At 42.6% G+C, this 12,266-nt stretch carries 14 protein-coding genes; all 14 read right to left on the bottom strand.

Annotated elements, in window-relative coordinates; genetic code table 11:
* Positions 1-11: 11 nt before the first annotated feature.
* Positions 12-365 carry a 50S ribosomal protein L19 gene (rplS, locus tag RYO92_RS06230; RefSeq protein ID WP_315369820.1) on the bottom strand — a complete coding sequence of 118 codons (354 nt, stop codon included), beginning with the start codon at positions 363-365 and terminating at the stop codon, positions 12-14.
* A gap of 161 nt (positions 366-526) precedes the next feature.
* Positions 527-1,279: a tRNA (guanosine(37)-N1)-methyltransferase TrmD gene (gene trmD / locus RYO92_RS06225; protein ID WP_315369819.1), complete on the bottom strand. Its 753-nt coding sequence runs from the start codon at positions 1,277-1,279 to the stop codon at positions 527-529.
* Positions 1,276-1,800, bottom strand: a complete 525-nt coding sequence (rimM, locus tag RYO92_RS06220; protein WP_315369818.1) for a ribosome maturation factor RimM — start codon at positions 1,798-1,800, stop codon at positions 1,276-1,278. Before rimM ends, trmD begins: the two co-directional genes overlap by 4 nt.
* 51 nt (positions 1,801-1,851) lie before the next feature.
* A complete protein-coding gene (locus RYO92_RS06215; RefSeq protein ID WP_007156146.1) occupies positions 1,852-2,079 on the bottom strand; it encodes a KH domain-containing protein in 228 nt (75 codons plus the stop codon).
* 26 nt (positions 2,080-2,105) lie between these two features.
* Positions 2,106-2,345, bottom strand: coding sequence for a 30S ribosomal protein S16 (gene rpsP, locus RYO92_RS06210; protein ID WP_007156147.1), 240 nt, complete (start codon positions 2,343-2,345; stop codon positions 2,106-2,108).
* A 189-nt stretch (positions 2,346-2,534) separates the two neighbouring features.
* A complete protein-coding gene (gene ffh / locus RYO92_RS06205) occupies positions 2,535-3,914 on the bottom strand; it encodes a signal recognition particle protein (protein WP_315369817.1) in 1,380 nt (459 codons plus the stop codon).
* Positions 3,904-4,218 carry a transcriptional regulator gene (locus RYO92_RS06200; protein WP_308580126.1) on the bottom strand — a complete coding sequence of 105 codons (315 nt, stop codon included), beginning with the start codon at positions 4,216-4,218 and terminating at the stop codon, positions 3,904-3,906. Before RYO92_RS06200 ends, ffh begins: the two co-directional genes overlap by 11 nt.
* 271 nt (positions 4,219-4,489) lie before the next feature.
* Positions 4,490-5,365, bottom strand: a complete 876-nt coding sequence (gene ftsY, locus RYO92_RS06195) for a signal recognition particle-docking protein FtsY (RefSeq protein WP_308580124.1) — start codon at positions 5,363-5,365, stop codon at positions 4,490-4,492.
* A 9-nt stretch (positions 5,366-5,374) separates the two neighbouring features.
* Positions 5,375-8,638, bottom strand: coding sequence for a chromosome segregation protein SMC (gene smc, locus RYO92_RS06190; protein ID WP_315369816.1), 3,264 nt, complete (start codon positions 8,636-8,638; stop codon positions 5,375-5,377).
* Positions 8,619-9,344, bottom strand: coding sequence for a ribonuclease III (gene rnc, locus RYO92_RS06185; RefSeq protein ID WP_314328080.1), 726 nt, complete (start codon positions 9,342-9,344; stop codon positions 8,619-8,621). The genes smc and rnc overlap by 20 nt, the downstream gene beginning before the upstream one ends.
* A gap of 2 nt (positions 9,345-9,346) precedes the next feature.
* Positions 9,347-9,583 (bottom strand): acyl carrier protein, encoded by a 237-nt coding sequence (gene acpP, locus RYO92_RS06180; protein WP_183683992.1) that lies wholly within the window; start codon positions 9,581-9,583, stop codon positions 9,347-9,349.
* Between the two features lie 21 nt (positions 9,584-9,604).
* On the bottom strand, positions 9,605-10,633 hold the full coding sequence (plsX, locus tag RYO92_RS06175) for a phosphate acyltransferase PlsX (RefSeq protein ID WP_315369815.1): 1,029 nt from the start codon (positions 10,631-10,633) through the stop codon (positions 9,605-9,607).
* 186 nt (positions 10,634-10,819) lie between these two features.
* Positions 10,820-11,185 carry a hypothetical protein gene (locus RYO92_RS06170; RefSeq protein ID WP_314833243.1) on the bottom strand — a complete coding sequence of 122 codons (366 nt, stop codon included), beginning with the start codon at positions 11,183-11,185 and terminating at the stop codon, positions 10,820-10,822.
* Positions 11,186-11,205: 20 nt separating this feature from the next.
* Positions 11,206-11,817, bottom strand: a complete 612-nt coding sequence (locus tag RYO92_RS06165; RefSeq protein ID WP_314833244.1) for a hypothetical protein — start codon at positions 11,815-11,817, stop codon at positions 11,206-11,208.
* Between the last annotated feature and the right edge of the window lie 449 nt (positions 11,818-12,266).

The following is a 12,266-nucleotide window of genomic DNA, read 5'->3' as shown; positions in this document are numbered from 1 at the left end:
CGCTTTTACTCTTATTTTGCAGCCTTAACCTTAGCAGCCTTACCAACACGGTCACGAAGGTAGTTCAACTTAGCTCTTCTTACCTTACCTCTACGAACCACTTCAATCTTCTCTACGAAGGGGCTGTGGATTGGCCAAGTCTTCTCTACACCTACACCGTTAGATGTCTTACGAATAGTAAAGGTTTCTCTGTTGGATCCACCCTGAATCTTCAGAACAGTTCCCTCGAAAACCTGAGTTCTCTCTCTGTTACCCTCTTTAATCTTGTTGTATACCTTTACGGTATCTCCTGTGTTGAACTCTGCCAATGCTTCTTTTCTCAGCTGAGCATCTTCAATTCCCTTAATGATTTCATAATTTGACATTTCTTTGTCCTCCATAATGATTCCATGTTCATACACGTCTTGCGTCAGCGGAACATATGATACGGTTTTCGTTTTGTCCTATTACAAAACAGCCTTAATAAATTACCACAAAGCAGATAGAATTGCAAGAAAAATCCTTAACTTTGCTTTATTTTTTTCATTTACTCTGCTTTATTTTTTGATCTCTTCCGCTTCTTTTTTTCGATAAAAAGCTCAGGATTTTCCTCTCTGTACTTTTCATACAGCTCCGGTCTTTGTTCCTTCGTAACTCTAAGACTTTCTTCCCACCTCCACTGCCGGATTTTTTTATGATCTCCGGAAAGAAGAATTTCGGGAACCTCTCTATCCTGAAAGCTTCTGGGACGGGTATATTGGGGATATTCTAAAAGCCCCTGGGAAAAGCTTTCTTCTTCAAAGCTTTCCTTTTTGTTTAGAACCCCATCCTGTAAGCGGGCTATGGCATCAATCATAATCACAGCAGGAAGCTCTCCTCCCGTAAGTACATAGTCTCCTATGGAGACCTCCTCTACCTCCAGAATATCCAAGGCTCTTTGGTCTATGCCTTCGTAATGCCCGCAAAGAAAGAGAATATGCTCCTCTTTGGCCAATTCCATAGCCATGCTTTGCTGAAATACCTTTCCCCTGGGTGAGCAGTAAATGACTCTATCCGGTCTTCCTTCTCTTTGCACCAAGTCCTCAAAGGCGGAAACAATGGGCTGAACCTGCATTAACATTCCTGCTCCTCCCCCAAAGGGGGCATCATCCACATGGCCGTGGGGATCCTCTGTAAAATCACGAATATTGACACAATTTAAGGATAACTTCTCGTCTTCCATGGCTCTTTTCATAATGGAATGGGATAGGGCATTTTCAATCTGTTCCGGGAACAGAGTAAAAACAGTAAATTTACTCATAGCTCCAGCAATCCTTCCATCAGGTGAATGGCAATACGATTGTCCTTGATTTCATATACCACCGGAGGAATATGAGGAATAAGATATTCTTTGTCCGTTCCTTCTACGGAAAATACCAGGTTTGCCCCGGTTTCAATCACTTCCTTCACTTCTCCCAAGAGCTCTTTTCCCTCAATATAGACTTCCATACCGATATAATCCCCAAGGAAATACTCATTTTCCCCTAAAGGAAGAGCCTGCTCTCTAGGAATCATTAAAGATACGTTACGATATTTTTCCGCCATTTCCACAGAGTCAATCCCCTCTAATTGTAAAATCAGGAATTCTCCCTGAAAGCGAACGGACTTGATTTTTCTGCTTTCAGAAAAGGAAGTATCTCGAAGCCCCTTACTTTCTCTTCGTAAAATCAATTCCTTTAATTGAGTAAAACGTCTTGGATCTTCCGTTGTGGGAAAAACCTTCATTTCCCCCTTTAAACCATGGGGTTTCAAAATCGTTCCTACTCGTAGCTCTTTTAACATCTTCCCTCCCCTAGCGTGAAGAAAAGGTATGCCCTAAGACATACCTTCCCCTTACTGAATATCGATGGATATTCTGAGATTTTGCTTGGATGCAGCAGCATTCATGACAGAACGGATCGCCTTGGCGATACGACCTGAACGTCCAATCACCTTTCCCATGTCTTGCTCATTTACGGAAAGAGTCAAGTGGATTTCTCCCTCCTTCTCTTCCATCTCAGCATGAACATCTTCAGGAAACTGAACCAATGCCTTTGCAATGGTTTCCAGTAATTCCTTCACGACAGCATCCTCCTTTAAAAGTAGACTTAGATGTCAAACTTCTTCAGAAGTCTTGCAACAGTTTCTGTTGGCTGTGCTCCGTTTTGTAACCACTTCTTGGTCTCTTCTGCGTCTACCTTGAATACTGTTGGCTCCTTAGTTGGATCATAATATCCAAGCTCTGCAATGAACTTACCGTTTCTTGGGCTTCTGGAATCTGCCACAATAACACGATAGTAAGGTGCGTGAATCTGTCCCATTCTTCTTAATCTGATCTTAACTGCCATTTCTTTTCTCCTTTGTGTGTGTTTAGATAAATTTATTTCTACAGACTAGCTGTTGAAACGCTACATAAAATACTTGATAAAAAATACAAGTTTCCTATCCTTTAGAAAGTAATCCGCCTATTTTTTAGGAGCTAATCCGCCTATTCTTTAGAAGGGGAGTCCATCTACTTAGGAGGGGAATTCACCTATTTAGAAGGGAAATCCGCCGCCTCTTCCGAAGGGATTCTTCCCCATTCCCATTCCCGGGAAACCGCCGTGCTTACCCTTCATGGAACCGCCGAACTGCTTCATCATTTTCTGCATCTCTTCAAACTGTTTTACCAGCTTGTTGACTTCTGCAATATCCACCCCGGCTCCCTGAGCAATTCTTTTTTTACGGGAAGGATTCATAAGCTTCGGATTGGCTCTTTCCTTGAAGGTCATGGACTGAATCATGGATTTTACCTGCTTCATCTTCTTCTCGGAATCCTCCAAATCAATCCCCTGCATAGCCTTATTCATGCCGGGAAGCAGCTTTAAAATTCCTGCAATTCCTCCAAGCTTTTGCAACTGATTCATCTGATCCATAAAATCATCATAGTTAAACTGTCCCTTGGACAATTTCCGAACGGATTCCTTGGCCTTTTCCTCATCCATTTCGCTCTGGGCTTTTTCAATGAGGGAAAGTACATCTCCCATACCCAGAATTCTTCCTGCCATACGGTCCGGATAGAAGGGCTCTAAATCGGAAAGCTTTTCTCCCATACCCAAGTAAAGAATGGGCTGTCCGGTCATCGCCTTAATGGATAGAGCCGCTCCTCCTCTGGTATCTCCGTCGCACTTACTGAGGATTACGCCGTCGACTCCCACTTCCTTGCTAAAGCTTTCCGCAACATTTACCGCTTCCTGTCCGGTCATGGCATCCACGGTAAGGATGGTCCAATCTACAGGCACAGCAGACTTCATTCGCTTTAACTCTTCCATCAAAGCATCATCAATCTGCAATCTTCCGGCGGTATCCAAAATCAAAAGGTTATAGCCCTTTGCCTTGGCCTCTTCATAGGCCTTCTTTGCAATTTCCTCCGGCTTAACCTGGTTTCCCAAGCTAAAGAAGGGAATGGAAAGCTTTTCCGCATTGACACGAAGCTGTTCAATAGCCGCCGGTCTGTAAATGTCACAGGCTACCAATAAAGGCTTTCTGTGCTGCTTTTGGAACTTGCCCGCAAGCTTTGCCGCAGTGGTGGTTTTTCCGGCACCCTGTAAGCCCACCATCATCAAAACCGTGATTTCACTTTGGGGACGAAGCTTTAGCTCCGTATTCTCCTCCCCCATCATCTTGGTCAGCTCGTCCCGAACAATCTTAATAACGGTCTGAGCCGGACTTAAAGAGGAAAATACCTCTTCTCCGATGGCGGATTCCTTGACCTTGGCAATGAAATCCTTTACCAGCTTGAAGTTCACGTCTGCTTCCAGCAAAGCCATTCGAACTTCCTTTAAGGCAAGGTTTACATCTTCCTCGGAAAGCTTTCCCTTTCCGGATAAATTTTGAAATATATCACTTAAACGATCGGATAAACTTTCAAATGCCATGAATGATTTCTCCTGCTAATGCTTTGATTTCCGCATCCCGTGCCTTGCTCTGAATTTCTTCCGCACAACGCCGTATACTGAGCCACTTTTCTGCCAGGTGAAGATTCTCTTCGATGAACTTTAGCTTTTCGTCAGCCTTTCGAAATACCGCCTGGGCTGCCTGCCTGGTGATACCCATTTCCAAGCCAATCTCCGTAAAGCTCATGTCTTCCAAAATATGGTATTCATAAATCTGTCTTTGCTTCTCCTTTAACAAGCCGGAATACAGCAAAAACAGGTTTCCCTTTTCCACAAATGCTTCCATACTTCACCTCACGATATAGTAAAATAACAAAAAAGCTTCCTACTGTCAAGCGTTTTCGTTGACAGTATCAAGGAAAGGAGCTGTAATACTTTTCATAGTATATATGCAGTATGGGTCTGAAAGTGGGGCACGCTCTCGCTAACCTCGCCACGTAGCAGTACTAACTTCAAGCTTCGCTTTCAGTAAGTACTGACGGGCTCAGATTGCCCCTTTTCAGACCTATACTGCATATATAAAGTCTATTATTCTAAAATATTACAGCCCCTTTGCCTTAATGCAAGTCAAAAATGTCCTCTACATACTTCTTGGCATCAAAGCGCTGTAAATTCTCCACTTTTTCCCCGGTGCCCATGTATTTTACCGGGAGACCCAGTTCGGCCTGTATGGATAGGGCCATGCCGCCTTTAGCGGTGGAGTCCATCTTACTTAAGATGACACCGGTTACCTGGCTGCATTCTTTAAAGAGCTTTGCCTGGCTCATGGCGTTCTGGCCTGTAGTGGCATCCAAAACCACCAGAGTTTCTCTATAGCCTTCCGCAAATTCCCGGTCAATGATGCGGTTGATTTTTCCAAGCTCCTGCATCAGATTTTTCTTATTGTGCAATCTTCCTGCAGTATCAATAATCAAAACATCCGCATTTTTCGCCTTAAAGGACTGGAGGGCATCAAAAACCACCGCCGCAGGGTCGGAGCCCTCCTTTTGGTGAATAACATCCACCCCTACACGGTTTCCCCATTCCACCAGCTGCTCAATGGCTCCGGCACGGAAGGTGTCCGCCGCCGCAAGGATGACTTTCTTCCCTTTTTTCTTTAAATGATAGGCCAGCTTTCCGATAGAGGTGGTTTTTCCTACGCCATTTACACCGATGACGGAGATAATGCTTTTCTCCTGTTCAAAGGCGTAATAGCCTTCCTCCACCATCATCAGATCCAAGATATAATCCTTTAGAATCTTTTGCACATCCCGGGTGAGGTTGACTCCCCGCTGATTGGCCTCATGCTTTACCGCATCAATAATACGCATGCAGCTGCTATAGGAAACGTCACTGAGAATCATGGCCTCTTCCAGCTCTTCATAAAAGGCCTCATCAGCTACCTCATTGGATTGAAAAATATTATTCAGTATTTTGGTAAAAAAATTTGCCATGATTCCTCCTTATTGCAGCTGGTCTTCTACCAGGTCAACAGATACCAGGGTGGAAATCCCCTTTTCCTGCATGGTAACACCGAAAAGTCTGTCTGCCCTTTCCATAGTCCCTCTTCTATGGGTAATGACAATAAACTGGGTGTTCTTAATCAAATGATGCAAATACTCCGCAAAGCGTACCACATTGGAATCATCCAGTGCCGCCTCAATCTCATCTAATAAACAGAAGGGAGAAGGCTTTAGACTTTGCAAAGCAAAAAGCAGGGAAATAGCGGTTAGAGCTTTTTCTCCTCCGGAAAGCTGCATCATATTTTGTAATTTCTTTCCGGGAGGCTCTGCCACGATGCAAATGCCGCTTTCCAGCACATCCTCTCCCTCTTCCATTTCCAGTCTTCCCTGTCCTCCTCCGAAGAGAACCCGGAAAACCTTGTTGAACTCCACTTGAATCTTGGAGAAATTTTCATGAAACTGCTTCCGCATTCCCCGATCCAGGTCGGCGATAATCTCCTGCAAAGATTTTTCGGAAGTAAGAAGATCCTCCACCTGCTGATGCAGAAAGCTGTAACGCTCCGAAACCTCTTCAAATTGCTGAATACTGTCCAGATTTATGGGGCCAAGGCTCCTGATATTTCCCTTCATCTCCTGAATTGCCTTGGAAAGTGCAGGATCTTCGCTAAGCTCCTCCCGGTAATACTGCTTCACCTCGGAGAACTTTAGACCGTACTCTTCCAAAATATACTGGGCGGACTTGGCGCTTTGCTCCTCTAATTTTTCCTTTTGATTTTCCAGACGAAGAGCTTCCTTTTCCTGATTTAACTGAGCCTCTGCAAACTTCTCCTTTTCCGCAAAGTATGCCTTTTGTTTTTCGGCAATTTTTTGCTTCTGCTCCTGAATACTTTGCAGGCTTTCCTTTCTTTCGGAAAATGCTTTTTCTCCATCGGAAAGCTTTTCCTGCAGCTTTAGAATTTCCTCTTCCTGATGCAATACGGATTCCTTTGACTGCTTTTCCGCCTCTTCCAGATCAAATTTTTCCGCAAAGAGTTTTTCCAAAGCATCGCTGTAGCCATGCATCTGCTCCGTCAGAAAATCCGTCTTGGTGGACAAGGTTTGATACTCTAACTGCATCTTCGCCTGTAACATAAGCTCCAGCTCAGAAATCCCCTTCTCCTGTTGATGCCTTTCTTCTTCTTTAGCGGAGAGCTCTTCTTCCAGCCTATTGCAGGCCTTCATCTTCTCCTCTACAGCCTTCCGAATAGTGTTGCAGGATTCCTTTCCCTTCTCAATGCTCTCCTTAAGTTCTTCCATCTCTCTTTTTCTTCCCATAAGAGAGGAATTATTTTTATAGGCACCTCCGGAAATAGCTCCTCCTGCCTGTAAAAGCTCTCCTTCCAGAGTAACTATCCTTAGGCTGTGATGATATTTCTTTTCTAAGCTAAGAGCCTCCTCCATGCTTTTCACCAAAAGCACTCTGGATAAAAGGTAATTTTCTAAACCCTTACAGGAATCCGGAACCTTAATCAGGTCTGCAAATACCCCGATAACTCCCGCTTCCTTTTTTAAACTATCATATTTTTCATCTCTGTTTTTTCTAAGGGAAGGCAAAGGAAGGAAACTGGCTCTACCCTGCCTCTCCCTTTTTAATTTTTCGATCAGTCGTTTTGCGGTACTCTCATCTTCACAAACCAACTGTTGAAGACCGGAACCAAGAACCGTTTCCAGGGCTAATTCATAATCTTTGGGAACGGATATCAGCTCCGCCACAACACCGATAAGGCCTTTTTCCCTAGCCTTTTCCCTCATACAGAAGCGAACCGCATTTCCGAAGCCCTCATAACGCTCCGCAAGATTTTCCAGATTGTCCAAACGGAGGCTTTGGTTTTCCACCGCCCTCTCCTGAGCAGCCAAACGACTCTTTTCGGATTCCAGCTCCTGTCTTTTTTCCTGCAATTCCCGGGAAAGTCCCTGCATTGTTTGCAATAAAGACTGAAATTCTTCTCTGGCTTTTTTCAGTTCCTCCTCTTTTTCCTGAAAGGCTAAAAACTGCTCCCCAAGATTTTCTTCCTCTTCCCCCGAAAGCTTTGGAGCTTCTTCAAAGGCAAAATTATTTCCAAAGCAGTTTTGAATGGTCATTTCCGCTTCTTTAATAGTGGAACGGATAAAATCCACATCCAGCTGAACCTCTGCCTTATCCTTACTAAAGGGAAGCAGGGAGGAAAACTGCTCCTGCATAGCAAATAAAGTAGCCGCCAAATCCTCCATTTTCCCGAGAAGCCGGCTACTTTCTTCCTTTAGCTTTTCAATTTGCTCCTGAAAATGCTTTTTACTGCTTTCTTTTCCGGAGATATCCTCTCGAAGCTGAGAAATCCGGCGTTCTATCTCCGCCTTTTCCGACAGATACTGTTCTTCCCGCTGTCGAATATTCTGTTCCTCCGCATCTAAAGCCTCTCCCTCCCTTTCCATTTCTAAAAAGGCTTGGGTCAAACGATTTTGTTTCTCTTCCTCTTCCTTCTGAAAATAGCTTAAATTCTCGATTTTTTCCGCTAATTCCTCTAAGCCCTTCTCCGCCTCCTTCATTTCCAGAAGGAAAAGATTGGCTTCATAAAGTAAGAGCTTATCCCTAAGCTGTAAGTAATTCTTTGCTTTTCCGGACTGTCTCTCCAATGGGGCCAGCTGCTTTTCCAACTCTGACAGGATATCCTGAATACGCTCCATATTGGCCTGCTCTTCTTCCAGCTTTTTCTGGGAAATGTCCTTTCTTCTTTTGAACTTAACAATTCCCACCGCCTCATCAAAGAGGGCTCTTCGCTCTTCCGCCTTTCCGGACAAAATCTTATCAATCTGCCCCTGTCCGATTAGGGAATAGCCTTCTTTTCCGATTCCTGTATCATAAAAAAGCTCGTGAATATCCTTTAAACGGCATTCCGCATCATTTAAACGATATTCCGATTCTCCGGAACGATACAGTCTTCTACTAACGGTAATTTCTTCATAAGGAAGATTTAGAGCATGGTCTGCATTGTCAAAGCACATGCTCACATAGGCATAACCCTGGGCTCTTCTTAAGGCAGTTCCTGAGAAAATAACATCCTGCATGGAATTTCCACGCAGCTGCTTTACCTTCTGTTCTCCCAAAACCCAACGAACCGCATCAGAAATATTGGATTTTCCGGAACCGTTAGGCCCCACAATTCCGGTAATACCGGGAGAAAAATCCAAAACAGTTTTATTGGCAAAGGACTTAAATCCTTGAATTTCAATAGACTTTAAATACATCCCCTGTTTCCACCTTTATTTTTTCTAATGCAAAATAGGCAGCTGCCTGCTCTGCCTTCTTTTTGGAGCTTCCCTCTCCGATACCGTACACCTCTTCATTTACCTTTACGGACACCTTGTAAAAGCGCTGATGAAAGGGACCGCTTTCCTCCAATAAATCATACTCCAGAGGATAATGTTTTGCCGTACAATACTCCTGCAACATGGTTTTCGCATCCTGGAAGAGGGTTTTATGCTCAATATCGGATAAAACCTTTCCCCGAACAAAGCCTTCCGCCTTTTCCATACCGCCGTCAAGATAAATGGCACCAATTACCGCTTCCAATGCATCGGATAAGACGGAATCCCGAAATTGAATCCCCTCTCTTTCCTCTCCCTTTCCTAAAAGAAGATAAGAAGAAAGCTGTAGCGATTTTGCCACCACAGCCAGAGCTGATTCACATACCAATGCCGCCCGAAGCTTGGTCATCCTTCCTTCCTGAATCACCGGTTTCTTATGGTAAAGAAGGGTACTGGAAACCAACTCCAACACCGCATCCCCCAGAAATTCCAGCCTTTGGTTGGAGGCTTCCTTGGGATGACCCATCTCATTGGAATAGGAAGGGTGGGTTAAGGCGTGCAATAAGAGCTTTTGATCTTGAAAGTGGTACCCCAAGTCCTCCTCCAGCTTGGAAAGAGACGGAGTACTGCCCATGTTTTCCATCATTTTTATTTTCCTAAAGCCTTTAAAATAGCTTTGTGTGCTTCTCCAACGGTTTTAATTTGAAAGCTTGCTTCTTCCGGAATTTCAATGCCGAACTCTTCCTCAATTCCCATAATAATCTGTACAATATCCAAGGAATCCGCATTTAAATCCTCTACAAAACGAGAATCTTCCGTAATCTCCTCTTTCTTTACATGCTGTAATTCTCTGGCAATAATTTCCTTTAACTTATCCAATTCCATATTACTGTCCTTTCCTGTAATCTATTCTTCCTTGCTTTCCTCTTCTTTATCAGAGAAATCCAAGGCTTCCGCAATCTTCTTGGTCAAGCCCTTTTCTGCAAATTCCTTGGCCTGTCGAATGGCTGTGGTAATCTCCACTCCATCTGTATTGCCATGAACTTTAACCACCAAGCCCTTCAAGCCCAAGATGGGAGCTCCTCCATAGCTTTTGGCATCAAATTTTGTCATTCTCTTTCGTAGGGCAGAAGAAATCAAAGCACCGCCTACCAAAGAAAGAAGGCCACCCTCTTTAATGCCGGACTTGATTTCGGAAAGAAGCATCTTTCCTACACCCTCGTACATTTTCAAAACCACATTGCCCACAAAGGCATCTGCCACCACTACGGAACAGTTTCCTTCCACAATATCTCTGGCCTCCACGGAACCGATAAAGTTTAAGTCCTTTTCCTCCTTACACTTCTCCATGGCAGCTTTCACCAGAGCATTTCCCTTTTCTTCTTCCGCACCGATATTTACTAAACCTACCGTAGGAGAAGGAACCCCCAGCATTTCCTTCATATAGATGGCACCCATCTTGGCAAACTGTACCAGCCACTCCGGATGGGCATCCACATTGGCGCCGCAGTCAGTAAGTAGAGTTACCCCCTGTCTCGTAGGCATTAAAGCCGCAAGGGGAGGACGGAGTACGCCCTTTTCTCTTCCTACAATCAGCTGTCCTCCGGCTAAAATTGCTCCGGTGGAACCGGCAGAAAGAAAGGCCTCTGCCTCTCCCTCCTTAACCGCCTTCATTCCCTTAACGATACCGGAGTCCTTTTTTCTCCGAATGGCCATAACCGGAGACTCATGCAAGCTGATATTCTCGCTACAGGGAATAATCTCTATTCTTTCTGTATCATATTGGTATTTGGCACATTCCTCCTGAATAGCTTTCTCCTCTCCATAGAGAAGAAGCTTGGTATTTTGGCAGGAAGAAAGGCTATCAATTGCCCCTTTTACAATGGCAGCAGGCGCTAAGTCCCCTCCCATGGCATCAATGGCTATACGAATCATATTCACCTCATCTGAAAAACATTATTTCTTCTTAAGGAATCAGAAATATGATAGAGTATTCTTGATTTTCTGTCAATGTAAGCAGCAAGTCATTTCTTTCTTCTGATGCTTTGCTTTAATATAAAAAAGGAGGATTTCTGCATTTATACAAAATATCCTCCAAACTGATCGTTTATAGTATTCTGTTTACTGATGGCTCTTTCTAAATAATTGCTTTACTTTATACCCTACATCCCAAAACAAAAATCTATAAATCAAGATATAGCACAAAAGAACCGGAAGCATATACGCAATACCAAAATGCTCATACTCTCTAAACACATAATAAAGCGTTATGAAAAGGAGCGAAATAAATGAATCCAGAGTATTCATAAGTCCAACTTCTGTGTAAATTGCTTCAGCTTTTCTTATATTGTATACATCTTTTAATCTTTTCGATAGAAATGCTTTCAATATTGTAAAGGCAAGAACATAAGAAAAATACGTTAAAAACGCACTAATATTCAACAAATAGGAAACCGCACATACTACTATCGTGAATATTGTTAACATCTTATTTGCTCCTTCATATATTATGGTATATATACATTTCTGGACCAAGACACACCTGGAATGTGCCTACCAATTGGAACTGTTTTTAAATGATTCTTCACTGCCCAGGCAACAACACCTCCAACTGAAGCAGAAATTGCTGCCGCGACACCTGCCCCCCACGGTCCAGCTGCGGCAAGTTCTTTAAGATACCAGCCTACAAAGCCTCCTGCAAAAGCGCCAGCTGGAATTGCCGCCATGGATCTTATTTGTGGCCCTAATTTTAAATACAACCCCACGAACCCAAAAAGCTGGGCAGATGGTTCATACGTATTAGCTTCAGCATTAGGGTCACTTATATGTAAACTAGAATCTAATTGTCCTGCAAAAACATTTAATTCGTCAGATGTAAATGATAGCATAATTTTTGCATCTTTTTCTGAGATTCCTAAAGAAATAAGATCTGACTTTGTTGCTGTAAAATGTATATCTCCCTTATCATCTTTTGTAAAATAATGACTTAGTTCAGAAGATAATTGATTCTGTTTCGCTAAATACTTTGAAACGGGTTTATCTACTTTTGCAGCAAATACAGTAGATGATGAAATAAATATCATGCAGCAGACTAATAACATTGATAAAACTTTTTTCATTATGTTACCCCCTATTGTACTTAAAATGCAAACTCCAATTCTATTCATTAGAGAAAGACAATTATAAAGTTTCTTTCGATTCATAGTATCAGTGTTTTAAATTATCTACGATAAATCTCCGTTTTTATACCTCTGAGGATTGATGTTTTTCATATAAGATATCACCTCCTTTATATATTTTAAGATATTATAATATCTATTTATATACTTCCGTTTACCATCAAAAGTGAATGCTCAAAAAAATCACTAAAGCAATTTACTTTCTTTTGATATCCTTATCTCAATAACTATTTCCATGTTTTAAAGTAAACTAATACAATCTTAAATTACATTTTTCTCAAGTGATATCCAATAAATTTACTACATCCCGAATTTGTTATAATTAACTTATTTGAAGTTTATCATTATTGTAGTTTATTTTCAAGTATTTACTGCTAAATTTTGAAATA

The sequence above is a fragment of the Oribacterium sinus genome, from assembly GCF_963553175.1.
Classification (GTDB): Bacteria; Bacillota; Clostridia; order Lachnospirales; family Lachnospiraceae; genus Oribacterium; species Oribacterium sinus_B.
The sequence above is the reverse complement of the archived record's forward strand: the minus strand, read 5'-3'. Positions and strand labels throughout refer to the sequence as shown.